The following is a 24,969-nucleotide window of genomic DNA, read 5'->3' on the forward strand; positions in this document are numbered from 1 at the left end:
TGTCTTTCAGAGGGATTCGTTGTTCGGTGGTTTCGCTATTCCTGCCGGCCCGAGGACGGCAGCAGTTTCCCGACAACGGGTCCGAGCGCGAAGGCGGCGATCAGCGAAACAATGATGACGACGGAGACCACGCGACTGTTTCCGGCGAGCAGATCGAGGTTGAGCAGCATGATCGCCAGGATGGCCAGCAGCCCCACCATGCCGAGCAGTGGCGCGATCAGTGTCCGCGTCACCGGCGCCCCGTGCGGTTCGCGACGGAAGAACGCCAGCACGGCCGAGCAGGTGAGGATGAGCAGCACGACGTATCCGATCGACCCCAGACCCGATGTCCACGTATAGATTTCGCTCATCGGGTCGAGCCCGATGATGGTGCCGCCGGCCAGCACAGCGCCGGTGGCAATCGCGACGGCCACCGCCCCGCGGTGCGGCGAGCCGTGCCTCGGGTGGCTCGCCGACAGGGTGGTCGGCAACAGCCCCCGGGACGCCAGCGAGAAGGTGTAGCGGGCGAGGATGTTGTGCCACGTCAAGGCCGCCGCGAAGGTGCTGGTGACGAACATCGCCACGGTCAGGTCGGCACCGACGCGCCCGAGGTACTGAAGCGCCACTGCGGAGAACAGGCCCTCGGGGTCGGCTGTCGCGGCTTGGACGACTCGACTGTCGCCCACGCCGCTGATCACCGCCCACGAGGTGAAGGTGTAGAAGAGTCCCACGACGACCACCGAGACGATCGTCGCCCGGCGCACCGTCCGGGCGGGATCACGCGCTTCGTCCCGGAACACCGCCGCCGCCTCGATGCCGATGAAGCTGAGTACGGCGAAGATGAGGCCCACCCCGGGTGCGCCGCTGAATATCGCCTTCAGCGAGAACATCCCACCGGACAGGCCTTCCGGTCCACCACCGCGCGCGACGATCCAAAAGTCCAGTGCGAGAACGATGCTCACCTCGGCGACCAGCAGGACACCCAGGACCTTGCCGGACAGCTCGACGTCCCGGTAGCCCAGGAACAACGTCAGCGCCAGTCCCACGCCGGCCCACAGCCACCACGGCGATGCGGGTCCGCCGTAGGACTTCACGAGCGCGTCGACACCGGTCCCGAACAGAATGAACAGCCCGATGAAGATGCACGTATAGGACAGCATGGCCAGGTAGCCGGTGCCGATCCCGGCAGCTCGGCCCAGGCCGGCGTGCACGTAGGAGTAGAACGCCCCCGCCGAGCGGACGAACGGCGTCATCGTCGTGAAACCGATGACGAAAAGAAGCAGGACGACGAGGGTCGCCACGTAGCCGATGGGCAGGCCTGCGCCGTTCCCCAAGGCCAGGCCCAGCACCATCGGCCCGCCAACGACACAGAGCGGGGCGGCCCCGGCGATGATCATGAGGGAGATCGAGCCGACGCCGAGCTTGCCGCTCAGGCGGGGCGTAGTCCCGGGCTCAGTGGCGTTCTCGCTGGTAGCCGGAGCGGTGCTCCCATTTGCTGTCGTGTCCATCGTCAGAACCTGATCACCGAGCGGATGCCGACGCCGCGCTTCATCTCGTCGAACGCGTCATTGATCTCTGCCAGGTCGATGACCCGGGTCACGAGCGAGTCGAGATCGATGCGGCCCCGCATGTAGTGCTCGACGAGCAGCGGGAAGTCGGTGGCGGGCTTGCTCGAGCCGTAGTTCGAGCCGATGAGGGAAAGCTCTTGATCGGACATGACGAAGGGGTCGATCGTCACCTTCATACCGTCGGCCACCTGCCCCGCGACGACGGCGGTGCCACCTCGAGCCAGGACCGCATAGGCGGCTTCGATGGTCTGCGGCAGGCCGATGGCCTCGATGGCCACCTCGACGCCACGCCCATCGGTGAGCTCCGCGATCCGGTCCGCCAGATTCTCGTGGGCGGTGTTGATGACTTCGGTGGCACCGAAAACCCTTGCCTGCTTGAGCTTTTCGTCGGAGATGTCGGCGGCGATGAGCTGCCGTGCGCCGACCAGGCGCGCGCCCTGAATCGCGTTCAGCCCGACGCCGCCGCACCCGATGACCAACACGGTATCGCTCGGGCGGACCTTCGCGGTGTTGACCGCCGCACCGACACCGGTGGTCACGGCGCAGCCGATCAGGGCCGACTGCTCGAAGGGGGCGTCATCGCGGATCGCGATCGCGCCCGATTCGGGCACCATGACGTACTGGCCGAAGGTGCCGAGGCCGGCAAAGCTGAGGACGTCCGCGCCATCGGCCGCGGTGATCCGCGACCGGCCGTCGAACGAGAGGTGGTTGGCCGAATGCTGAGCGACCATGTCGCACAGCACGGGCCGGCCGCTGATGCAGTAGCGGCACCGGCGACAGGAGGGTGTCCAGGACAGCACGACGTGATCGCCCTTCTTCAGGGTCGTCACCCCTTCGCCCACGCTCTCGATGACACCTGCCCCTTCGTGGCCGAGAATCATCGGGGTGGGGACGTCCCATTCACCGGCAAGTACGTGAAAATCGCTGTGGCACACTCCACTTGCCTTGAGCCGCACGAGTACGTCGCCGGGCGGCGGGGTCGACGGGAGCGAAACGGTTTCGATGGTCAGCGGCGCGTTCGGCGTCCTGAAGACGGCGGCGTCGAATTCGATGGTCATGGCAGATGTCCTCTTGAGGGTGGATGTGGTGGATCAGATGCGGCGGCGACGGTCGGCGGCTAGCCGCGAAGAGTGCGGATGAGCTTCTTGTTGGCGAACTCTTCGATCCCCGCCCGGCCGAGTTCGCGCCCGAAGCCGGATCGCTTGACGCCGCCGAAGGGCAGTTCCATGCTGTCGAGACCGACGCCGTTGACGAACACCATGCCTGCCTCGATCTGGTCGGCGACGCGTATCGCCTGCCCGGGGTCCGTGGTGAAGACGTATGAGCCCAGTCCGTAGGGCGTGTTGTTCGCCAGCTCGACAGCCTCGGCTTCGGACCCGGCTCGATAGATGGTGGCCACCGGACCGAACAGTTCCTCGGTGGACGACGGCGACGTCGGCGCTACGTCGGTCAGCACGGCGGGCGGGAAGTACGCCCCCTCTCGCTCGCCATCGCGAACCAGCGTCGCGCCGTCTGCGACAGCGCGCCGGACCTGTTCTTCCAGTCGCTCGGCGGCGGCAACCGAGGACAGCGGAGCAAGCGAGCCGGCCTGGGCCAGAACCTGTTCCGTGAACGCATCCACGAACGGTTCGTACAGATCGTCGGCAACGATGAACCGCTTTGCGGCGTTACACGCCTGACCCGCATTTTCGAATCGGGCGGCTACCGCGGCCCGCACGGTGGCATCGAGGTCATCCGATGACAGCACGATGAACGGGTCCGAGCCACCCAACTCGAGCACCACCTTCTTCAGGTTCCGACCCGCTACTTCCGCGACTGCTGCGCCGGCCCGTTCAGAACCGGTGAAGGAGACACCTCGCACCCTGGGGTCGGCGATGGCGCCGGCGACCTGTTCATTGGTCGCATAGGTGTTGACGTAGCAGCCTTCGGGAAAGCCGGCGTCGACGAAGATCTGCTGCAATGCGGCGGCTGATTCCGGGCACTGCGGCGCGTGTTTGAGCACGATCGTGTTGCCCAGAGCGAGATTCGGCGCGGCGAATCGGGCGACCTGGTAGTACGGGTAGTTCCACGGCATGATGCCCAACAACACGCCGATCGGCTGGCGGCGGACGAACGCCGTTCCCTCTCCCTCGATGAGCTCGATCGGCTCGTCCGCGAGGAATGTGGCGGCGTTGTCCGCGTAGTACTCGTAGATGGCTGCGCTGAATTCGACTTCACCGATGGCCTGGTCGAGGGACTTGCCCATCTCGCGGCGGATGATTTCGGCAAGTTCGCCGCTGCGCGAGTTGTGCAGTGCGGCAACTTTTCTCAGTAGGTCAGCGCGCTCACTGACGGATGCCTTCCTCGACCAACCCTGATAAGCGTTCTCAGCCGCTCCGAGCGCGGCAGCCACCGCCGCATCTGTCGCCGTGGGGTACTCCCGGACCAGTTCGCCGGTCGCCGGGTCGGTCACGACATACAACGACATGTTCATTTCGCTGACTCCTGTTCGTGCTCAATTGATTTCGGTTGAAGTGCTGCTTCGAAGTCCGCACGCAGGGCCTTGCGATCGAACTTGCCGGAGGCGTTGAGGGGAAGCGCGTCGTACACGACCCAACGGTCGGGAATCGCATAGTCGGGCAGGCAAGTGCGCAGAAACCCGACGAGTTCCTGCTCATCGAACGCCGCGCCGGCGCGCGTCTCGATGGCGACCGCGACACGCTGCTGGAGAATGTCGTCGGCGTACCCGAAAGCGCATGCGGCCGCGACGGTTTCGTGGCGAGCGATGTGGGACTCGACGAATGTCGGCATGATCTTCTCGCCGCCGCGGTTGATGACGTCGTCTGCCCGGCCGTGCAGCCACAGCAGGCCGTCGCCGTCGATCCGGCCGACATCGCCAGTGCGCAGCCACTGCCCGGTCATCTTCTCCGCCGTCAGCCGCGGCTCGTCCCAGTAACCGAGCATGCGCGTCGGCCCACTCAGCCACACTTCGCCCAACCCGCCGGGCGCCACGTCATCGCCCGACTCGTCGACGATGCGTAATTGGACGCCGGGCAACGGCAGTCCCACGGACTCGGCTTTCGTCGCCGCCAGATCGCTGGGCAGGAACGTGCACACCGACGTGAACTCGCTCAGCCCGTACGCGTGCACCAGCTTGAGATGCGGCCACCGCTGCTGCAGCTCCTGCACCCAGGCCTCGGGCATGGCGCTGCCGCCGTACATGATTGCGCGGACGCCGCTGAAGATCGCGTCGGCCTCGTCGTGCAGCATCAGCATTCTCAGCATGCTCGGCACCGCTGCGAGGAACGTGACCGGGTGCGCCATCAGTTCTGTTGCCGCGTCGCCGGTCCGATAGCGCCGCAGGAGACTGATCGTCCCTCCGGATGCGACCATGTGCGCCAATTGATCCGCGAAGCCCGTGTTGTGAAAGATGGGTACGACGATCAAGGTGCTGTCGTCCGGTCCCGTTTCGAAGTAATCCGAGAACGCGTATGCCAGCTCGGCCATCGCGGCGCTGCTGATGACCGCACCCTTGGGAATCCCGGTGGTACCTGAGGTGAAGCTGATGAGGGCGGGGATCTCGCCCCCATCTGAATGGTCGCTTGCGGCAACCGATTCGAGACTGCTGCGGCTTGTCTCGCGCAGAAGCTCCGACAGCTCCAGGTACTGTGCACCGGTCCGGGTGGCGAGATCGGTTCCCCCGAGGCCGGCATCGTGAAGCACCAACTTGGCATCGACCTTCGCGATCTGCGCGACGACCTGACTCTGCGCGAGACGGGTATTCATCGGGACGACGATCACGTGCGCGCGCTGACATCCGAGAAACGCGACAACCCATTCCAGGCAGTTTTCGCCGAGCAGCACAACGCGATCACCCATGCGCACACCGCGATCGAGGAGTAGGACGCCGAAGCGCGTCATCGCGTCATCGAGTTCCGACCACGTCAGAGTCGTTTCCCCGCAACGTAGTGCGATGGCATTCGGCCGCGTGTCGGCCCAGTGCGCAACGGCGCCCGACAGGCTGGTGTGTCCGGTCTGCGGTGAGCGGATCATCGGCGTACTTCGGTCAGAGTCTGGATACCCGGCCCGAACCCGCCCAGCGATCGTCCGATGCGCTCGAACTCTCTGAGCGCGAACTGCCACGGGAGGACCTCCGGTCCCCACGCCCCCGGCGGCGGGCATTCGCGCAGCGCGGCGAGTGCGGCAACAGCGGCGCCGAGGCCGGTACCACGGGACATCGGCGCGTCGTCGACGAGTGCGAGCGCCCCCTGGACCCGAGCGCCGTCGAGAACTTGAATCAGCAACGCCGTCAACGCTTTACCGGCCTTCGGCGCGGAAGCGGCCTGGTGGCGGGCCCACATCAGCTTCCAGAGGAACTCGGCCGGCTCGACATCGTGACCGGCGATGTCCACCAGGACGTCATTGTGACCGAATCCGATGCGACCCAACGTCGAAAACGCCGCGTTGGCCCAGTCGGGCCGCAGCGATCCCTTACAACTCGCGTTGCGCAACTGCGGGAAGAATCTGCTGAGGGTTCGCGGTTCCGGGTGCGCCGTGTCGAAGGCATCGATGACACCGAGTGGCTCGGGAAAGGTGAAGGTACCCGCGGTTTCCGGAACAAAGCCGGGCGACTGCACCCACTGTCCGTCCCGCCACACCGGGCACGGCGTCACCGCCATGTGGAGCATGTGGCGCAGCGGAGCCAGTCCGCCGGGGTCGCGCTCGTGTGTTGCCCACACCACCTGGACGCCGTCGCTGTCGGGAAATTCGTCGAGCAGGCGGGCAGCGCACCAGTTGGACACCCCGGGCGACCAGCCGGCACCGCTGATGAGCGCGACGCCGGCGCGCTGGGCCTCGGCGTCCAGGGCCAGGACGGTTTCGGTCGCCTCGAGGTCGTCACCGATATCGATATAGGTCGTGCCTGACCGCAGCGCGGCCTGGGCGAGGCCGTCGGATCCGGCGAAGAACGGTCCGGAAAGGTTGAGCACCACGTCGACACCTTTGAGGTCCACCGACTCCGCGGTGACGTCGACGACGCGCCCCCGGACGCGCGCCGGATCCAGCGACTCGGCACGCTGGACAGCTTCGGGCGCCCGATCCATCGCCAGGAACTGCGCATCCGGGAGTTGCTCGAGAAGGATCCGCAGCGCGGCGCTCCCCATCTGCCCCAGTCCGGCAATACCCACTGACACCATGTCGAACCTCTTCCAATATCGCAGGTTCACCATCAGTACCTGCACGAACGAACATTCGTTAAGCTAGCGTTGGCCGTGGCTTCCGTCAATAGGTGACGCAGAGTCAATTGCCGACAGCCCGGCCACGACACCCCGACAACCGCAGCTGCAGGCGAAGATCCGCTCGGCACACAGACCGGCGACACCGGGCACACCGTTGAGCCGGGTACGCACTCGAGCGCCGTAACCTTGGACTCAGCTGCCAACAGGAGGAAAGATGACCGCCGCACGAGGAACCTCGGCTCGGCCCGCCTCGAGCGCTTCGGAACTCGACCGCTCAGCCGACATTGCCAACCTCGGCCGGGTCTTCGATCTGGATGTCATGCGCGAACGCATCCTGGCAGCGGCCATCACCAACGTCGCCGATCACGGATTCGGTGCGTTCACAGTCCGGGAAGTCGCGGCCGTCGCCGGCATCAAAGCACCCGGACTCTACAGCCACTTTCCGTCGAAGGAGGCAATCCTCACCGAGGCGGTCTCCCGGGTGCTGGCCGACTTCCTGGAAAACTCAACGCATGTCGACGGTGTCGATCCCGAAGCAGACCTGCGCGAGACGGTACGACAGCACGTGCTTTACCAAATGCACAACATGCACATCGCCCGCGTGGCGGATCTCGTTCTCTACACCGCCTCCGCCGGCCAGTTCTTGTCGACCGGCGACTACGACAGATTGCTGGCCCTGCAGAGCGCCCACCTGAATCTGGTGCGCGATCGCGTGACAGCCTTCGCGCCCGACGTGTCGGAAACCAAGGTCACCGTCGCCTCCATGGCGATCATCGCGATGTGCGATCGTGTCGCGAACTGGTTCCCGGCAGACGGTGCGCGCGACCCCGAAGAACTGGCCGACCTGCATTGGCAGCTGGTACGCGCCATGCTCGTCGGGCTCGGACCGAACCACTCCTAACAGCGGCGGGTCACCGTCTCGCCACCCGGTCTGCTACCCGGGGCGGTCCCCATCCACTGCGCCGTCCGAGCATCGGGCCGCCAGCCAGCCATCTCTGCGTGGCGAATCATCACTGCACGCCTAAATCTCAAGGGCGCGAATGCTATTCGTGAATGATTCGGAGAGCCGCGGACGACGAAACCAACCAACCGTTGACACGACTTTCGCGCGGCAGTAACCTACGTCACTCATACGAACGAATATTCGTTCGGTCACACCTCCCGTAGTCCGCCGACGTAGTCGGGCGCAATCCGGATTTGATCAACAAAAGGACAGCAGATGAGTCTGCCCGAGTTGGCGGCCACGCGTGCCGCTGCCGCAGGTGCCGTCGCGTGGGTCTTGATTCGACGTAATACCAAACAGCGCAATATGTTTCATGCTCATGCCGCATGGCCCACGGGTGTCCCGGAAGAACGGGTGAGCCGCAACGGCATCCAGGACACGCGCGAAAGCTCCCGCGTCGAGGCGCACGTGAAGAGCCGGTGGTCGGTCTTCGCCGCGTACGGGCTCCTGGCCGCCGCCACGCAGGCACTCGTGGTGAACTACGCGCCCGTGACCGGCGACGCGGCCCGGCATTTCGGCGTGTCAATCGCCGCAATCGGTTGGCTGTCACAGGTTTTCCCGCTGATCTACGTGCTGCTCGCCATACCCGCAGGCCTGGCACTCGATCGGTTCTTCCGCCCGGCCCTCATCGCAGGCGCGGTACTCACCGCGGCCGGCGCGTTCCTGCGGCTGGTCGCCGGTGACTTCACCTGGACGCTGATCGGACAAATGGTCGCAGCGGTGGGTCAGCCCTTCGTCCTCAACGCGATCCCCGGCCTCGCCGTCAGCTACCTCGCCGTAAAGGACCGCGCCACCGGCATCGCCGCCGCGTCCTCCGCCACGTTCGGTGGGATGGTCGTGGGATATCTGCTCGGCGCGTGCCTCCCGGGCGAAAACCACATCCACACCTTGACCGTCATCACTGCACTGCTCGCCCTGGACGCCGGGCTGTGTCTCCTGGCGGCGCTTCGCTTCGCACAGCCACTGGGCGGTCCAGAGTCCATTCGCACGACTGGAGGACTTCGGGCCTTCCGCACCGCATTCGGCAACCGCTATCTGCGGCGCTTGTGCGCGGTCGTCGCCATCCCGATGGGCACGTTCATCGCACTCGCCACCTTCGTACAGCCACTGCTCGAGCCCTCGGGTGTCTCAGAATCGACCGCCGGCCTCGTTTTGGCCGTCACCATGATTGCCGGGGTCATCGGCTGCGCCGTCGTACCGGTGTGGGCCGACCGGCACCGCCGGGAAGTCCAGATCATGGGCGTCGGAATCGGTTTCACCGCGGTGGCGTGCCTACACCTGGCGCTGGCACCCAGTACGACGATGGCCTTCCTCACCCTGATCGGGGTGGGCTTCGTGCTACTGCCGGCGCTGCCCATCGTGCTCGCCTTGAGTGAGCGCCACGCTCCCGATGCCGAGAGCACCGCGGCGGGACTCATCTGGATGGCCGGCAATCTGGGCGGCGTCGTCATCGCCACCGCCGTCGGATTGCTCGTCACGCATCCCGCGACCGCTTTCCTCACTCTGGCCGCGGCGACCCTCATCGCGATGCCGGCACTTCGCTGGTTCGACCGACTACAGCGCCACGAAACTGCCCCCTGAGCTCTTGGGCGGCCACTAACCAGAGTGGGCCACACAGCGGGAATTCAGATATGTGCACCATGCACCGCTCCCGCCCCAAAAGAGGTGAGCACCGTCGTTGTGACCCAGCTCACCAGACCGCGACAGTAGTGCACCACCTGACGAGCAACGGCGGGAAACCCCTCCCGCCACTTGGCGGCGTCCCGCCATCAACCGCACTTCGAGAGGAATCACCACCATGACGGACCTTGTGTTCCTGGCAGCCGCGGTATGGCTGGCGGCCGTCGGCTACTACATCGGATGGAAGTTCATCCGCGACTACGGCAACTACCTTCTCGGCCTGGAATCCTTGATCGTTGGAATTTCTGCCACCAACTTCCTCGTCGGGTCGCTGCTCGGCGCCGCGGAGGGCGGGATCGCCTTCGACGTCTCCTTCTTCCTCGACGCGTTCTCCCGGTCGGTCGGTTTCACGCTGATCCTCGTCATGGGCCTGATGGCGGTCACCCATCGGTACAAGCCGACAGTCGCTGTCGAGGTCGGCGTCTTCGGACTGGCCGCCGTCGCCGCGATGTTCCTGAAGAAGTTCCACGACGAGACACTCCACGTCGGACCGGCAACGTTCTACCTGGTGGCCAATCTGCTGACGACAGCATTCCTGGCTTACTTCGCCAAGAAGGTCTGGGACGCCGGCGCCCGAAAGATCGCAGTCGCAACAGGTTTGGTCACTGCTGCCGCGACGGCCATCGCGATCACCTATGACTTCTGCCCGCTCCCCTTCGACGACCACAACCGCACGTTCTTCTACACCGCTGCGCTGGCGACGTGGGGCGCCCAGGGGGTCATCTACCTTCGCGCCTACCGCGCGCTGTATGCCCACAACGTCGCCGCGGACGCGGGCACAACCTCGAGTTATCGAAAAGACCTCCGGCACAGCCTCGGATGAAGACGACACACCAAAATGAAAGGAAAACAATGAGATTGAAGGTTGCACCCTCTCCCGTCCTTGCCGCTGCGGCAGTGGCTGCGTCGGTGGCGAGCCTGTGCATGGCACCGGCAGTACATGCCGCGCCGGTCGACATGGCTCCGCAGGTCTACGACAAGGTGTCCCCGGACGGCTGGCATCTGAATCTGCAGATCAAGAACGAGGTCGTGAACTCTGTTCCCAATCTCGCGGCGGCGGCCAACTCGCGTGAAGCATTTGTCACTGCCACCGCGACCGCAACGGCGACCGGTGGTGGAAATCCGATCCAGGACAGCCTCTTCATCCTCGGCTATCAATTGGGTTGCCAATCGGACGTTTCGGCAGGTTTGGTCATGGGCGGCACCGGCGGCGTTGCCGGTTCAGCGGGCGTACCGTCCGGCGTCGGCGGCACCATCGGCGCTGCGGGCTTCCTGGAAACCATTGTCCAGCCTGGCGTCATCGTCGATCTGCCGATGACCAACATGGCGCTGAGCCCGGGCAACACCGCGTCTCTGGGCGTTGACAATCTGCACATCAAAGCCGATGCCTGTGGCGGCGACGTCAACATCCGCTCATACGCATACTTGCGCATTTCGACTGCGGCCAGCCACTTCTCGTACGCCATCTACGGCGACCCGATCAAGATCTGACGTCCCACGAGAAAGGAGAGCTCTGTGTCACAACTCCGAGTCGGTCGATTCGTCGCGGGCAGTGCGATGATTTTCACGATGGGTTCAGTCTGCAGCGCTGTCGCGAGCGCGGACCCGATTCTGCCGTTTCTCCCGGGAACGCCTACCGCCCCCTATCCCGGGGCATATACCTACGAATTCGGCACGGGCGCATACACCTATCCCCCGCACATGACCGACACCCGCGGGGTGCGAACCAGCGGGCCCACCGCGGATCCCACGCAGACCAGCGTGAGTCTGCCTAATAGCAAGCCCGGTCCGTCAGCGCCCAATCAGTCGTTCATCCTGAACTACACCAACATGCGCTACGGAGTGCAGGGTGGCATCGTGCCACCCGACAGCACCTCGGCCCTCCTACAGTCCGACACCGGCACGCTACCGGGCATGGTCTCCAATGCGGGGCCGTGGCCGCAGCCCCTGTTGGAAAGTCCCACCGGGACACCACCGAAGACGGGGGTGCCCACCGGCGAGGCGACAAATGCGGCCCCGCCGAGCTACCCGCAACTTGAGCCGCCCGCCCAGCCCGCGCCCACTCAGCAGTCTGCGCAATAACGATGGCCACCGTACTCAACTCGGTCTCGATCCGGACCGCGGCAGTTCTTCTCGTCATCGGCTTGTTTACCGCGGACTGCGGCAACGAAGACCAACGGGCGCCCAGCTCGACGGCGCCCACGAGCACCTCCCCCGTCCAACCCACAGAGAAAGGCCTGTTACCGCCGGAGGCTCCGCCCTTCACCTCACCACCTCCACCGACCGACCCCAACAGAGCCGTCACATCGCCCTCTCGCCGATGATCAGGGGTGCACGGTGCACCCCTGCACGACGGAAGTCGGTGGCCGTTGTCGTGGCCACGTCGAATCATCGCTGGCGACACTGAACCTGTCAGTAGCGAGATGCGGAGATTGCCAGGGTGATCCGCTGCGGGCGGCAGTTCATCATTGCGCAGGTGCTGACCGACACTGCCGCCCGCTGCATCTCGCGTCATTCAACCGCGAGTGCGATGGAGGAAACCGTGAAAGAGCAGACCTTGTCGAAATCACCTGAGGGCGACGCCGAAGTCGCATCGGTCGACGTCGTGATTGTCGGTGCGGGCTTCGCCGGCCTGAGCGCCGCGGATCGGCTCTCCAGTCAGGGTGTATCAGTTCTCGTCGTAGAAGGCCGTGACCGGGTCGGTGGCCGTTCGTACTCAGGGGAAGTGGCCGGTGTCAAGGTCGACCTGGGTGCAACCTGGGTTGCCCAGCGCCACAACGCAATCCGTGACCTGATGGAGCGCTTGGGATGTTCGCTGACCCCTCAGTTCGATGAAGGGCTCAACGTTCTCTGGATGGCCGGGGAACGCCAGACCTACACCGGCACCCTGCCGACGACCGGACCGGTGGACGCCGAGGACCTGGGCCGCATCCTGATGGAGCTGACCACATTGCTGGACACCATCGACGTCAACGCCGCCTGGAAATCCCCCGACGCCGGTCAGCTCGACGCGATCTCGTTCGGCGAATGGTTGGACCGGCAGCAGGCCGCGACCAGCACACGTGCCCTGATGTTCATCGTCACCAGGGTGCAGTGGGGCTGCAGCCCGCTCGACGTGTCACTGCTGCATGTGTTGCGCTACATCCAGGCCGTGGGCGGGCTCGATCACATGCTCGCCGTCGAAGGCGGACAGCAGGAGTTCCGCGTCACCGAAACCACGCAGGAGATCGCCAAGCGGCTCGCGGCGCAGATCGGCGACCGAATTGTGCTGAACACCCAGGTCCGCGAGATCTCCCAAGACGACAACGGCGTCACGGTCTTTACCGACTCGGGAGAGATCAGCGCCAAGTACGCCATCGTCACCGCGGCCCCTGAGCATCGGGCGTACATCGAGTACCACCCCGCCCTGCCCGCCAAGACCGAGGGGCTCACGACGAGCTTCCCGATGGGTGCCCTGAGCAAGGCATTCGTCGCCTACGACAAGCCCTTCTGGCGGTCCGAGGGGCTTTCGGGTGAGGCATTGACCGATACCGCGCCGGTGTTCATCACCTTCGACGTGTCCCCCGGCGATGGCGGGCCGGGCATCCTGATGGTCTTCTGCACCGCTCGGGTGTACGACGGCTTCGGTCCGGACGTTCGGCGGAAACTGGTGCTCGACCAGTTGGTCGAACTGTACGGCGAGCAGGCCGGCAGCCCCATCGACTACATCGATCACTGTTGGGGCACAGAACATTTCGCCCCGGGTGGCCCGCATCCGGCCGCGCCGCCTTTTGCATCGGTGAACTACGGCGAGGCCCTCACCACGCCGCACGGGCGCATCCACTGGGCGGGCACGGAAACCGCGGGCGAGTGGGCCGGGACCATGAACGGCGCCATCCTGACCGGTCTGCACACCGCCGAGCAGATCGCCCAACGACTGGGCCGCCCCGCAGAAGTCTCGGCATAACCGTCGGGCGCCCCTCGGGTACGAGCAGACGGGCCAAGCACCGTCGGCCCTACTCACCCCCCGAGGGGCGCCGATGCCAATCGGCCTTGGGGCGGCCTCGCGGCGTCATCTCGAAGGCTCACCAATTATGCGCAGTAGTTCGGTGGCAACGGCTTTCATCCCGTCTGCGGTCGGGTGAAACGAACTCGCGATGCGATGAACAGGCTGCAGGGGCTGGATCCACGGGGAAGGGCTACCGAGCTCGTGCCCGCGGCCGAACCGGGATGCCTGCGCGAGATCGGTTCCGGTTTGTTCTGCGACGTCGGTGAATACGCGCGACAGCTGATCGTGAATTGCCGCGAGAGCGTCGACGACAGCTTTGTCGAACGGAACATCCATGAAAGGCACGGTCATGTCACCGACCATCGGGAGATAGTCGACGAGAATGACACGTGCTTCCGGTGCGCGCGAACGTGTTTCGGTCACGATGCGGGCCAGTCCCGCGGCGGCCGTGTTCTGCTGCTCCACGGTCGCCGTGGGAACGTCGGCGGGAATCCACCGCTGCAGGAGTCCGCGCGTGTAGCGATTCAGCGTGAAATGGACGCCCAGCTTGACCGCAGAACCCAGGTACTCCAGATCGTTGCCGGCGGCCGTTATCAGTACCAGGTCGGCGTCAACGGGCAGCGAGAGAATCTGCGGCGCGAACTTCACGAGTCCGACGCGCTGCGGCGTATCCAGGACGGTTGACGTCGTCGCGCCCGAAACCGTCAGATCGGTGAGTTCGGCGCCGAGGGCACGCGCCAATACGTGCGCGTAGTTGTTGCCCGAACGCATCGCAGCGCGGTTGACGACCGGTTGGATGCCTGGGCCGGCGGCATAGGAGCTGCCGAGTGCAGCGATCCTGCGGTACGTGGTCATGGCGGTGCACCTCTATCTGTCCGGACGCGCATGCGATGGTACGGCCCGTCCCACCAACCCGGGGTCGGTTGGCCGATGCCGGCACCGCAGTCGGTTCAGCCGAGGACACACCTAATTCTGCGCGGTGCGAATCACACCGCTACCGGATACAGGTTGTTGCATTTCGGTGTGGTGCGCACCACGTCGGCCCCGGCAGTCTGAGGCACATCGCAAGGCGCCAGTGCCGGCGCAGGAAGGAAACGACAGATGAGCATCCCAGTACCCAACCCGGAGTACTACGACGTCGTCATCATCGGCGGCGGCATCTCGGGAATCGGCGCGGCGGCGTATCTAACCAAAGAGTTCCCGGCGAAGAAGATCGCACTGCTCGAGGGGCGCGCCGCCATCGGCGGGACGTGGGATCTGTTCCGGTACCCCGGCATTCGGTCCGACTCGGACCTGCACACCTTCGCATACGAGTTCAAGAGCTGGCGCGATGAGAAGGCGATCGCGGACGCACCGCTGATCCTGGACTACCTCAAGGAGACCGTCGAGGAGTACGGCCTCGACAAGATCATCAGGTACCGCCACCACGTCGTGGCCGCCGCATGGTCGAGCGACGACGCGGAATGGGTCCTGACTGTCGAGGTGACCGATGCCACCGGTGCGGTGCACAACGAGGTGATCAAGGCGGGGTGGGTCTACGCCGGCACGGGCTACTACCGGTACGACGAGGGGTACACCCCGGAGTTCGAGGGTCGCGACGACTTCGAGGGCGACATCATCCACCCACAGTTCTGGCCCGAGGACTACGACCACTCCGGCAAGAAGGTCGTCGTAATCGGCAGCGGCGCAACCGCAATCACGCTCATCCCGTCGCTCCTCAAGGGCGAGGGCGCTGCCGACCACGCCACCATGCTGCAGCGCACGCCGACGTACATCATGTCGCTGCCACGAGTCGACACGCTGAGCCTCAAGCTCACCCGGCTCCTCGGCGAGCGGCGCGGCTACCTCGCGACCCGATGGAAGAACGTGTTGCTCGACTGGGTGGTCGTCGAACTGATGACCACGTTCCCGAAGACCGCACGGCGCGTCATCCGCCACCTGAACAAGAAGCAACTGCCGGCGGGATTCGACGTGGACCGGCACTTCAACCCGCCGTATGACCCGTGGGACCAGCGCCTGTGCCTCGCGCCCGACGGCGACTTCTTCGCCTCGATCCGCGACGGCAGCGCGTCGGTGGTGACCGACCGGATCCGCCGCTTCACCAAGACCGGCATCGAACTCGAGTCCGGTGAGCACCTGCCGGCCGACCTCATCGTCACGGCGACCGGGCTGAACCTGCGGCTGTTCGGCGGCATCGACCTGACCGTCGACGGCCGACCGGTCGAGCTTTCCGACGCGGTGGTGTACCGCGGTGCCCTGCTGTCCGGTATCCCGAACTGGATGATGGCGATCGGCTACACCAAATCGTCCTGGACACTGAAGATTTCGCTGCTCGGCAAGAGCCTCATCGAGCTGCTCCGGTACATGGACACCCATGGGTACGACACCGTCGCGCCGTATGCGGCAGAGGGCGTCGGCACGCGGTCGATCCTCGACTTGGACGCCGGGTACATGCAACGCGCCAAGCGTGCGCTACCGCGCCAGGGCGACGGAATGCCCTGGCAGATGCGGAACGTGTTCCTGGAAGACCGGAAGATGTACCGGGGATCGATCATCGACGACAATCTGCGCTTCAACTCGCGGCTGGAACGTGAACTCGCCGTCGGCGGCACGCAAAACGAGGATCGCCGGGCCGAGATCAACCGGGCAGCGTCCGGACGAGTCGCGTCATGACGGCGACCCTTGCCGGACCCACGACGCCGGACCGCCGACTGACCGCGGCCGAGCTGATGCAGCGGAGCCTGTTCACGGCTCTGGGCCGGGCTCCGCAGGCCGTCCTCCGCCGGCTCGTCCCGCCGACCGTCAACGCCGACGGCGACGTGATGGCGCCGGAGATCGCACTGCTGATGCGCTTCGCCGCCGAGGAGCCTGATTTCAGTGACGGCACCGTGGCCGAGGCGCGCGCCATCATGGCGAACGACTGCCGGGTCTTCGCGGACAAATCCGAGAACGTGACGGTGGACGTGGACCCCGATATCGTTCTCCCCAGCGGTATTCGGGCCAGCCTGTATCGCCCGAAGGTGCGCTCCAACGGGCTCGTGCTGTTCCTGCACGGCGGCGGTTTCGTCCTCGGCAGTCGCCAGGATTACGACTCCCCCGCCCGCCTCATCGCGGCCGGCGCCGGCGTCAATGTCCTGTCGGTCGAGTATCGGCTCGCTCCGGAGGCGCCGTTTCCGGCGGCTGTCGACGATGCCTGGGACGCATGGCATTTCGCCGTCGCCCGCTGCACCGACTGGGGCATCGATCCGGCGCGGATCGTCCTGCTTGGTGACAGCGCCGGCGCGAATCTCTGTGCGGTGCTGTCGAACAAACTCCAGGGCGACGCATTGCTGCCCCGGATGCAAGTGCTGATGTATCCGGTCGTCGATGCCGTGGGCAGCTACCGTTCGCGTGCGGAGTTCGCCGACAACCCCGCGCTGACCGCCAAGCAGATCGCGTGGCTGTCCGAGCTGTACGTCCCCGATGCCGATGACGGCTCCGACCCACGGGTCTCACCGATTCTGGCGGAGGACCTCTCCGGGGTGCCGCCGACGCTCGTCACCGTCGCCGGTTTCGACACCTTGCGGGACGAGGGCATCGCATACGCCCAGCGGCTCAAGGACTTCGGCGTCCCGACCCGCCTGCTACGAGAAAGCGGCCTGGTGCACGGGTACATCTCCATGACCCAGATCAGCCCAGCAGCCCGCGATGCGGTGAGCCGCGTCGCCGCCGCGATCCGACACGCCCTGCGCTAGTCACCCGGCAACACAACACCGAGCGAAACGCGCAAAAGCGCGACTAATACGTACAAGCTCGCATTGTGATGCCGGTTACAGCGACCCTTCTGAGATTGCTCCAGTCACACCCTCAGGAGATAGCTGATGTTGGTTGCCCTCGGCCTGACCATGGTCGCCGCCTTCATGGTCGTCATCATGACCAAACGCGCCACGCCCATCGTGGCGCTGATCGCCGTTCCCGTGACCTTCGGCCTGCTGGCGGGAGCGGGCAGCGGGATCGGGAAGATGATCACCGACGGCATCAAGGACCTGGCGCCCACCGCCGCGATGCTGTTCTTCGCGATCGTGTTCTTCGGGATCATGATCGATGTCGGGCTGTTCGATCCGGTCGTCCGCACCGTGATCCGCGTGGTGGACCACGATCCGGCGCGACTGGTGGTCGGCACCGCGGTGCTCGCCGCGGTGGTCTCGCTCGACGGTGACGGTTCGACGACGTTCATCGTCACGGTCTCCGCGCTTCTGCCGCTGTATCTGAAGCTGGGTGTCAGCCCGGTGGTGCTCACCGTGGTCGCCGGGTTGGCGAACGGCACCATGAACATCGTGCCGTGGGGCGGCCCGACGGCCCGCGCGGCGGCCGCGCTGAAGATCTCTCCGTCCGAGGTGTTCGTCCCGATGATCCCGTCGCTGATCGCCGGAATGTTCATCGTGCTGGCCTTCGCGTGGCACCTGGGAGTGCTGGAACGCAAGCGGATCGGTTCGATCGTGGTTCGCGAGCGGGTCCTGGCGGGTGTCGGTGCCGGCCCGGAACCGGCGGGCCTCGGCGGCGGCGACGCATTCGAGGGCGCCGCCGACGACTCGGGCGCGATCTCCGGCGCGTTCGCCCGACCAAAGCTGTTGTGGTTCAACGCCATTGTCACCGTCGCGCTGCTCGCGGTGCTCACCATGGACATCCTGCCGATCCCGGTGCTCTTCATGATCGCCGCCGCCGTGGCCCTCATGGTGAACTTCCCGCAAGTGGCCGAACAGCAGGCCGCGATCACCCGGCATTCGTCGTCGATCGTGTCGGTGGTGGGCATGGTGTTCGCCGCCGCGGTATTGACCGGAGTGTTCAAGGGCACCGGCATGGTGGAAGCGGTGGCCACCTGGGTCACCGGCATCATCCCCGAGTCGATGGGTCCGCACCTCGGCGTGATCACCGGTGTGCTGTCCATCCCGTTCACGTTCCTGATGTCCAACGACGCCTTCTACTTCGGCGTCCTGCCGGTGCTCTCGGAGACCGCGGGCCACTACGGGATCAGCGCGGCCGAGATGGCGCGGGCCTCGATCACCGGACAGCCGTTCCACATGCAGAGCCCGCTGGTCCCGGCGATCCTGCTGCTGGTCGCGCTGGCCGGCGTCGGCCTCGCCGATCATCACAAGAAGGTGTTGTGGCGCGCGGCGGTGGTCTCGCTGACCATACTGGTGGTGGGCGTCGTCCTCGGCCAGATACCGCTCTGACGCGCCGATCCGCGGCCGATCCGTCGTCGACGGCGATAGCCTCGACCATCATGCCGAGGATCCGATTACGCACGCAGATCCTGATCCTGCAGATGGTGATCGTGACCGCCAGCCTGGCCGCCGGTTTCGGCATCATCATCCACCGCACCGACACCCAGACCCGAACCGAATTCGCGCGCCGCGCCCAGGCCATCGCAGAGACGGTGGCCTCGGATCAGGAGGTCCAGGCCGGCGCGGCCGCCCAATCGGCGGCGCGCCGGGCCGGCCACCCGGCCTCCGCCGCGGAGCTGGCCGCCGCCCCGCTGCAGCGGCAGGCCGCGGCCATCACCGCCCGCACCGGGGTGTTGTTCGTCGTGATCGCCGACAACGCCGGCTATCGCATCGCACATCCCGACGCGACGCAGCTGGACCGGCCGCTGAGCACCGATCCGTCCGCCGTCCGCGGTGGCAAGTCCGAACTGACGGTGCAGCAGGGCACCCTCGGCGATTCGGTCCGCGCGAAGGCACCGATCCGCGGTCCGGACGGCACCGTCGTCGGCCTGGTCAGCGTCGGCGTGGCGATGGACACCGTCAATCAGGCCACCCACCGCACCCTGGTCCTCATGGTGACGTTGGTGGCGATTGCACTGACGGTGGGCGGCATTGGCTCGGCGCTGCTGACCCGGCGGTGGCGCCGCCTCACCCTGAGCCTGGAGCCCGAGGAGATGGCCGAGCTGATCCGCGAGCAGGACGCGGTATTGCATTCGGGCGCCGAGGGCGTCATCGCGATCGATGCGGACGGCATCGCCCGGGTGATCAACGAGCGGGCGCGGGAGTTGCTCGGCATCACCGCCGAACCAGGGACACCGCTCGGCGATCTGGGCCTGACTCCCCGCGTGGCCGCGGTCGCGGCGGAGCCGACGACGGTGCCGGTGGCCGCGGCCGTCAACGAACGCGTGGTGTTGGTGTCGTCCCGGCGGGTACACCGCGACGGCACCGATCTGGGCACGGTGCTGACGGCCGTGGACCGCACCGACATCGAGGCACTCACCCCGGGAACTGGACTCGGTGCAGGCAATGAGCTCGGCGTTGCGGGCACAGCGCCACGAGTCGGCGAACCGTCTGCACGTGGTGGCCGGCCTGCTCCGCGACGACCGGACCGCCGAGGCGCTGAGCTACCTGGACGAGATCACCGGGCGAGCCGGCGTCGCCCCCGTGCCGGGTCTGGAACGCCTCGACGAGCCGCATCTACGGGCATTCGTCGGGGCGAAGGCGGCCCGTGCACACGAGCGCGGCGTCGTGCTGCGAGTGGGCGACGAGACGGCGCTGGTCGGTACGCTCGCGCACCCGGTGGACACCACGACGGTGGTCGGGAATCTCCTCGACAACGCGATCGACGCGGCGGCCGAGAACTCAGCGCCGGACGCGCACGTCCCGGCAGTCGAGCTGGATCTGCTGCGCGACGGACATGATCTGGTGATCGTGGTGACCGATACCGGGCCGGGGTTCGCCGTCGACGACCCCTTCTTGGAGGGCGTGACCACGCGATCTGATCCGACGGTGCCGGGCGGGCGCGGTATGGGCCTGGCCATCGCACGGCAGGTGGCACGCGGACATGGTGGGGACGTCACCATCGCCGCACGCGGCGGCACGGACGGCGAGCCGACGACGGTGCTGGCGACGATTCCGGGAGGTGTTCTGGACGATGACGCGTGAGCTGCGAATCCTGGTGGTGGACGACGACTTTCGGGTCGCCGCGCTGCACGCCTCGGTGGTGGACTCGATGCTCGGATTGGTCACGGTCGGCTCGGCGCGAACCATCACGGAAGCCAGGACGATGTTGGCCGATGCCGACGCCGCGCAGGCACCGGTGGATCTGGCGCTGGTCGACGTCTACCTGCCGGACGGCTCCGGCATCGACCTGGTGCGCAACCTGCGCTGCGACGCATTCATTCTCGGTGCCGCCGACGATGCGGCGAGCATCCGGGCCGGGTTGGCCGCAGGCGCCCTGCACTACCTCATCAAGCCGTTCCCGAACACCGAGTTGGCGCGGCGCCTGGCTGCCTACACGGCGTATCGGCGGATTCTCGACGGCCCACACCTGACGCAGGAACAGGTGGACTCGGCGGTCTCGGCGCTGCGGTCCGAGCGGCCGGCAGCCAAGAAGGACGACGGCGCCCCGCTGACCGAGCGCCTGATCGTGGACGCGCTGCGCGAGGCAGGGGAACCGTTGTTGGCAGACGAGATAGCGCAACTGGTGGGCATCGCCCCGGCTACCGCGCGGCGCTACCTCGCGGATCTGGTGCGGGCCGGCACCCTCACGATGGGCCTGCAGTATGGCTCTGCAGGCCGCCCTCGCCAGCGTTATGCCCTGGCGTGAGAAGGTGATTGGCCTTCAGCCCGGATCCGGTGAGGACGGCGACGACGGTGTCCGCGGCACTGATCTCGCCAGCCGCATGCAGCCGGCGCAACGCGGGCACGACCTGGGCGCTGGTGGGTTCGACGAACAGCCCGGTCCTGGCAAGCTCGCCCACGGCGGGAACCAACTCGTCCTCCGGGACCGCGACGGCTGTCCCACCGGTGTCCCGGATCGCTTGCAGCACTTCGCGATCCCGCACGGGTTTGGCGATGGCCGTCCCCTCGGCGACGGTCGTCGACCACTCGTGTTCGGCGACCTCGTCCCACCCCTGTTCGATGGCCGTGACGAGCGGACAGCAATTCTGCGGCTGGCTGACGAGGATTCGCGGCATCAGCTCTATCGCGCCGGCTCGATGCAGTTCGCCGAATCCGATGGCGCAGCCGAGGACCAGACTGCCGGCACCGGCGGGCACAAGAACCGCTGTGGGGGCACGGAATCCGAGGTCTTCCCAAATCTCGTAGGCGATCAGTTTGATGCCTTGCAGGAAGTACGGATGCCAGTTGTGGCTGGCGTAGAACGTTGTGTCGGCTCGGCGCACCGCCTCGTCGGCCACGTCCTGTCGGGCGCCGGAGACCAATTCGATGTCGGCACCGTGCAGCCGGCTCTGCACGATCTTGTTCGGCGACGTAGCCGCCGGCACCAGGATGTGGGCTTCGATACCCGCTGCCGCGCAGTACGCCGCGACCGAGGATCCGCCGTTGCCGCTGGAGTCCTCGAGAACTCGGTCGATCCCCTGGTGGCGCAAGGCAGTCACCATCACCGCGACGCCACGATCCTTGAAACTGCCGGTGGGGTTCATCGACTCGACCTTCAGGCCGACGTCGACGCCGTCGAAGGTCCGGGTGATCAACGGCGTCCGCCCCTCGCCGAGGGTCACCGGATCGATGTGCGCCAAGGGATCATTTGGCAATGCCGAGCGGTAACGCCACTGGGAGTTGATCGCAGTGGCGATCTGCTCGCGGCCGATGCCCGGTAGCGGTTCGAAGGCCAGTGGGCTGCCGTCGTCACCGCGCCAGCGGGGTTGGTCAGCGGGATATCGCCGCCCGCTTCGGTCGACAAGGCTTGCTTCCTGCACAGTCATCGACACTCCCCTCCCACATGAAGCATGCCGGGCCTTCCGCGGACCGCGGGCCGCAGACACGCCAAGCTTCCAAGGTGGTCGCCGCAAAAATGCGGGCCAGGGGATTCCCTAGCCCGCATTTTAGTTAGCTACGCTTACAACATGCAGCTGACGCAATTCTCCACCTCGGTGCCCTCCAGAGCCATCTGGCGCAGCCGGATGTAGTACAGCGTCTTGATGCCCTTGCGCCAGGCGTAGATCTGCGCCTTATTGACGTCACGCGTCGTGGCGGTGTCCTTGAAGAACAGCGTCAGCGAAAGCCCTTGGTCCACATGCTGAGTCGCGGCGGCGTAGGTGTCGATGATCTTCTCGTAGCCGATCTCGTACGCGTCCTGGTAGTACTCCAGGTTGTCGTTGGTGAGGTACGGCGCCGGGTAGTAAACGCGGCCGATCTTGCCTTCCTTGCGGATCTCGATCTTCGAGGCGACCGGGTGGATCGAGCTGGTCGAATGGTTGATATACGAGATCGAGCCCGTCGGCGGAACGGCCTGCAGGTTCTGGTTGTAGATGCCGTGCGCCTGCACCGATTCCTTCAGCGAACGCCAATCATCCTGCGTCGGAATGTGAATGCCGGCATCGGCGAAGATCTGGCGCACCTTGTCGGTCTTCGGCGCCCACTCCTGGTCGGTGTACTTGTCGAAGAACTCACCCGAGGCATACTTCGACTTCTCGAACCCGCCGAACTTCGTACCGCGTTCGATCGCAATGCGATTCGAGGCGCGCAGCGCGTGGAACAGCACCGTGTAGAAGTAGATGTTGGTGAAGTCGATGCCCTCTTCGGAGCCGTAGTGAATCTGCTCGCGGGCCAGGTAGCCGTGCAGGTTCATCTGCCCCAGGCCGATGGCGTGAGAATCGTTGTTGCCCTGCTCGATCGACGGGACCGACCAGATGTGCGTCTGGTCCGACACCGCGGTCAGGGCCCGGATCGACACCTCGATGGTCTGGGCGAAGTCCGGCGAGTCCATGGCCTTGGCGATGTTCAGTGAGCCCAGGTTGCACGAGATGTCCTTGCCGACCTTGGCGTAGGACAGGTCCTCGTTGAACAGCGACGGCGTCGACACCTGCAGGATCTCCGAGCACAGGTTCGAGTGCGTGATCTTGCCGTCGATCGGGTTGGCCCGGTTCACCGTGTCCTCGAACATGATGTACGGGTAGCCCGACTCGAACTGCAGCTCGGCCAGGGTCTGGAAGAACTCGCGCGCCTTGATCTTCGTCTTGCGGATGGCGCCGTTGTCGACCATCTCGTAGTACTTCTCGGTGACGTTGACGTCGGCGAACGGCAGGCCGTAGACCTTCTCGACGTCGTACGGCGAGAAGAGGTACATGTCCTCGTTCTTCTTCGCCAGCTCGAACGTGATGTCCGGGATGACGACGCCCAGCGAGAGCGTCTTGATCCGGATCTTCTCGTCGGCGTTCTCACGCTTGGTGTCGAGGAAGCGGTAGATGTCGGGGTGGTGCGCGTGCAGGTAGACCGCACCCGCGCCCTGGCGGGCACCGAGCTGGTTGGCGTAGGAGAACGAGTCCTCCAGCAGCTTCATGATCGGGATGACGCCCGAGGACTGGTTCTCGATGTTCTTGATCGGCGCGCCGTGCTCACGAATGTTGCTGAGCAGCAACGCAACTCCACCGCCGCGCTTGGACAGCTGCAGCGCCGAGTTGATGGAGCGGCCGATGGACTCCATGTTGTCCTCGATGCGGAGCAGGAAGCACGACACGGGCTCGCCGCGCTGCTTCTTGCCCGAGTTGAGGAACGTCGGGGTGGCCGGCTGGAACCGACCGTCGATGATCTCGTCGACGAGCTTCTCGGCCAACTCGGTGTCACCGGCGGCCAGGGTGAGGGCGACCATCACGACGCGGTCCTCGAAGCGCTCGAGGTAGCGCTTGCCGTCGAACGTCTTCAGCGTGTAGCTGGTGTAGTACTTGAACGCGCCCAGGAACGTCGGGAAGCGGAACTTCTTGGCGAACGCCCGGTCGAGCAACTGCTTGACGAAGTTGCGGCTGTACTGGTCGAGCACCTCGCGCTCGTAGTACTCCTTCTCGATCAGGTAATCGAGCTTCTCGTCCTGCGAGTGGAAGAACACCGTGTTCTGGTTCACGTGCTGCAGGAAGTACTCCCGCGCCGCGAGCACATCCTTGTCGAACTGGATCTTGCCGTCCGCGTCGTACAGGTTGAGCATCGCGTTGAGAGCGTGGTAGTCGCTCTCACCGGGCAGCGCGTGCGTGGTGGCGGCTACCGGTTCTGCAGCTGTGACGGTTGGTGGCACGAGAGTTCCTTCCAGAAATCTTCCAGACCCTCACGAACGGCGATGACGTCGTCCGGGGTTCCCATGAGTTCGAGGCGGTAGAGGTACGGAACACCACACTTACGAGAGACCACATTGCCCGCGTACGCGAATTCAGCACCAAAGTTGTTGTTGCCCGCGGCAATAACGCCGCGGATCAACGACCGGTTGTGTTCGTTGTTGAGAAAGGCGATGACCTGCTTCGGCACGTAGCCACCGTCGTTGATGTCCGGGGTGGCACGTCCGCCGCCATAGGTCGGGAGCACCAACACATAGGGCTCGTCGACCTCGATGCGGCCGTGCAGGGGGATGCGAGTGGCCGGGATACCCAGCTTCTGGACGAAGCGGTGGGTGTTCTCCGACACGCTGGAGAAGTAGACGAGATTGCTCACTGTTTCCTTCTCCTCCCCCGGTTGGTTGTCTTCTAGGCGGTGACCGCCACGGTGACTGGCGGACGGTCTATATTCGTGTGTGCTGTATTCGGCACTGTTCTCCTTCATTTCATCGGGCCTGCTGGCGTGC

Annotated in this window: 21 protein-coding genes; 12 read left to right on the forward strand and 9 right to left on the reverse strand. The window is 65.6% G+C overall.

The annotated features are described in order from the left end of the window. Nucleotides 1-35 precede the first annotated feature (35 nt). The 5 genes from ACJH7A_RS08885 to ACJH7A_RS08905 are packed head-to-tail and all read right to left on the reverse strand — an operon-like array spanning nucleotide 36 to nucleotide 6,766. Nucleotides 36-1,487, reverse strand: coding sequence for an APC family permease (locus ACJH7A_RS08885; RefSeq protein WP_406801801.1), 1,452 nt, complete (start codon nucleotides 1,485-1,487; stop codon nucleotides 36-38). Nucleotides 1,488-1,489: 2 nt separating this feature from the next. Next, nucleotides 1,490-2,605 carry a Zn-dependent alcohol dehydrogenase gene (locus ACJH7A_RS08890; protein ID WP_406801802.1) on the reverse strand — a complete coding sequence of 372 codons (1,116 nt, stop codon included), beginning with the start codon at nucleotides 2,603-2,605 and terminating at the stop codon, nucleotides 1,490-1,492. A gap of 59 nt (nucleotides 2,606-2,664) precedes the next feature. Then, entirely contained in the window at nucleotides 2,665-4,014 is a 1,350-nt protein-coding gene (locus ACJH7A_RS08895; RefSeq protein WP_212814738.1) for an NAD-dependent succinate-semialdehyde dehydrogenase, read from the reverse strand. 2 nt (nucleotides 4,015-4,016) lie between these two features. Continuing rightward, nucleotides 4,017-5,579 (reverse strand): class I adenylate-forming enzyme family protein, encoded by a 1,563-nt coding sequence (locus tag ACJH7A_RS08900; protein WP_212813750.1) that lies wholly within the window; start codon nucleotides 5,577-5,579, stop codon nucleotides 4,017-4,019. After that, nucleotides 5,576-6,766 (reverse strand): saccharopine dehydrogenase family protein, encoded by a 1,191-nt coding sequence (locus tag ACJH7A_RS08905; protein WP_406801803.1) that lies wholly within the window; start codon nucleotides 6,764-6,766, stop codon nucleotides 5,576-5,578. The genes ACJH7A_RS08900 and ACJH7A_RS08905 overlap by 4 nt, the downstream gene beginning before the upstream one ends. 211 nt (nucleotides 6,767-6,977) lie before the next feature. Between ACJH7A_RS08905 and ACJH7A_RS08910 the strand changes: the two genes are divergently transcribed. The 6 genes from ACJH7A_RS08910 to ACJH7A_RS08935 all read left to right on the forward strand — a co-directional run bounded on the left by ACJH7A_RS08910 (nucleotide 6,978) and on the right by ACJH7A_RS08935 (nucleotide 13,392). Next, complete coding sequence (locus ACJH7A_RS08910; protein WP_212813746.1) at nucleotides 6,978-7,664, forward strand: TetR/AcrR family transcriptional regulator; 687 nt, start codon at nucleotides 6,978-6,980, stop codon at nucleotides 7,662-7,664. 318 nt (nucleotides 7,665-7,982) lie between these two features. After that, nucleotides 7,983-9,347 (forward strand): MFS transporter, encoded by a 1,365-nt coding sequence (locus tag ACJH7A_RS08915; RefSeq protein WP_244872849.1) that lies wholly within the window; start codon nucleotides 7,983-7,985, stop codon nucleotides 9,345-9,347. 217 nt (nucleotides 9,348-9,564) lie between these two features. Beyond that, nucleotides 9,565-10,269 carry a transporter gene (locus ACJH7A_RS08920; protein WP_212813744.1) on the forward strand — a complete coding sequence of 235 codons (705 nt, stop codon included), beginning with the start codon at nucleotides 9,565-9,567 and terminating at the stop codon, nucleotides 10,267-10,269. A gap of 101 nt (nucleotides 10,270-10,370) precedes the next feature. Further along, on the forward strand, nucleotides 10,371-10,937 hold the full coding sequence (locus tag ACJH7A_RS08925; protein WP_234880711.1) for an MspA family porin: 567 nt from the start codon (nucleotides 10,371-10,373) through the stop codon (nucleotides 10,935-10,937). A 210-nt stretch (nucleotides 10,938-11,147) separates the two neighbouring features. Then, on the forward strand, nucleotides 11,148-11,528 hold the full coding sequence (locus ACJH7A_RS08930) for a hypothetical protein (RefSeq protein WP_212813742.1): 381 nt from the start codon (nucleotides 11,148-11,150) through the stop codon (nucleotides 11,526-11,528). A 475-nt stretch (nucleotides 11,529-12,003) separates the two neighbouring features. Next, nucleotides 12,004-13,392: a flavin monoamine oxidase family protein gene (locus ACJH7A_RS08935; RefSeq protein WP_406801812.1), complete on the forward strand. Its 1,389-nt coding sequence runs from the start codon at nucleotides 12,004-12,006 to the stop codon at nucleotides 13,390-13,392. A 105-nt stretch (nucleotides 13,393-13,497) separates the two neighbouring features. On the opposite strand, the gene ACJH7A_RS08940 is transcribed toward ACJH7A_RS08935, so the two are convergent. Continuing rightward, nucleotides 13,498-14,289, reverse strand: a complete 792-nt coding sequence (locus ACJH7A_RS08940; RefSeq protein WP_406801804.1) for an SGNH/GDSL hydrolase family protein — start codon at nucleotides 14,287-14,289, stop codon at nucleotides 13,498-13,500. A 246-nt stretch (nucleotides 14,290-14,535) separates the two neighbouring features. On the opposite strand from ACJH7A_RS08940, the gene ACJH7A_RS08945 reads away from it, so the two are divergent. The 6 genes from ACJH7A_RS08945 to ACJH7A_RS08970 all read left to right on the forward strand — a co-directional run bounded on the left by ACJH7A_RS08945 (nucleotide 14,536) and on the right by ACJH7A_RS08970 (nucleotide 21,006). Next, entirely contained in the window at nucleotides 14,536-16,107 is a 1,572-nt protein-coding gene (locus ACJH7A_RS08945; protein WP_212813737.1) for an NAD(P)/FAD-dependent oxidoreductase, read from the forward strand. Then, nucleotides 16,104-17,168: an alpha/beta hydrolase gene (locus ACJH7A_RS08950; protein WP_212813735.1), complete on the forward strand. Its 1,065-nt coding sequence runs from the start codon at nucleotides 16,104-16,106 to the stop codon at nucleotides 17,166-17,168. Before ACJH7A_RS08945 ends, ACJH7A_RS08950 begins: the two co-directional genes overlap by 4 nt. 126 nt (nucleotides 17,169-17,294) lie before the next feature. Beyond that, a complete protein-coding gene (locus ACJH7A_RS08955) occupies nucleotides 17,295-18,647 on the forward strand; it encodes a CitMHS family transporter (protein WP_406801805.1) in 1,353 nt (450 codons plus the stop codon). 50 nt (nucleotides 18,648-18,697) lie between these two features. Continuing rightward, entirely contained in the window at nucleotides 18,698-20,098 is a 1,401-nt protein-coding gene (locus tag ACJH7A_RS08960) for a hypothetical protein (RefSeq protein WP_244602420.1), read from the forward strand. Further along, nucleotides 19,992-20,342 (forward strand): sensor histidine kinase, encoded by a 351-nt coding sequence (locus ACJH7A_RS08965; RefSeq protein WP_234789576.1) that lies wholly within the window; start codon nucleotides 19,992-19,994, stop codon nucleotides 20,340-20,342. Before ACJH7A_RS08960 ends, ACJH7A_RS08965 begins: the two co-directional genes overlap by 107 nt. Next, on the forward strand, nucleotides 20,332-21,006 hold the full coding sequence (locus ACJH7A_RS08970) for a response regulator (protein ID WP_064858005.1): 675 nt from the start codon (nucleotides 20,332-20,334) through the stop codon (nucleotides 21,004-21,006). The genes ACJH7A_RS08965 and ACJH7A_RS08970 overlap by 11 nt, the downstream gene beginning before the upstream one ends. Here the strand turns inward: ACJH7A_RS08970 and ACJH7A_RS08975 are convergent. The 3 genes from ACJH7A_RS08975 to nrdI form a co-directional block, all read right to left on the reverse strand. Beyond that, entirely contained in the window at nucleotides 20,945-22,126 is a 1,182-nt protein-coding gene (locus tag ACJH7A_RS08975; protein WP_406801806.1) for a threonine synthase, read from the reverse strand. The two genes, ACJH7A_RS08970 and ACJH7A_RS08975, sit on opposite strands and share 62 nt — an antisense overlap. Nucleotides 22,127-22,260: 134 nt before the next feature. Then, entirely contained in the window at nucleotides 22,261-24,429 is a 2,169-nt protein-coding gene (gene nrdE, locus ACJH7A_RS08980; protein ID WP_082762311.1) for a class 1b ribonucleoside-diphosphate reductase subunit alpha, read from the reverse strand. Further along, the gene (nrdI, locus tag ACJH7A_RS08985; RefSeq protein ID WP_061000407.1) at nucleotides 24,396-24,839 is read right to left on the reverse strand and encodes a class Ib ribonucleoside-diphosphate reductase assembly flavoprotein NrdI; all 444 of its coding nucleotides are present in this window, start codon (nucleotides 24,837-24,839) and stop codon (nucleotides 24,396-24,398) included. Before nrdI ends, nrdE begins: the two co-directional genes overlap by 34 nt. Between the last annotated feature and the right edge of the window lie 130 nt (nucleotides 24,840-24,969).

This window comes from Mycobacterium sp. SMC-17, assembly GCF_045310915.1.
In the GTDB taxonomy this organism is placed as follows: domain Bacteria; phylum Actinomycetota; class Actinomycetes; order Mycobacteriales; family Mycobacteriaceae; genus Mycobacterium.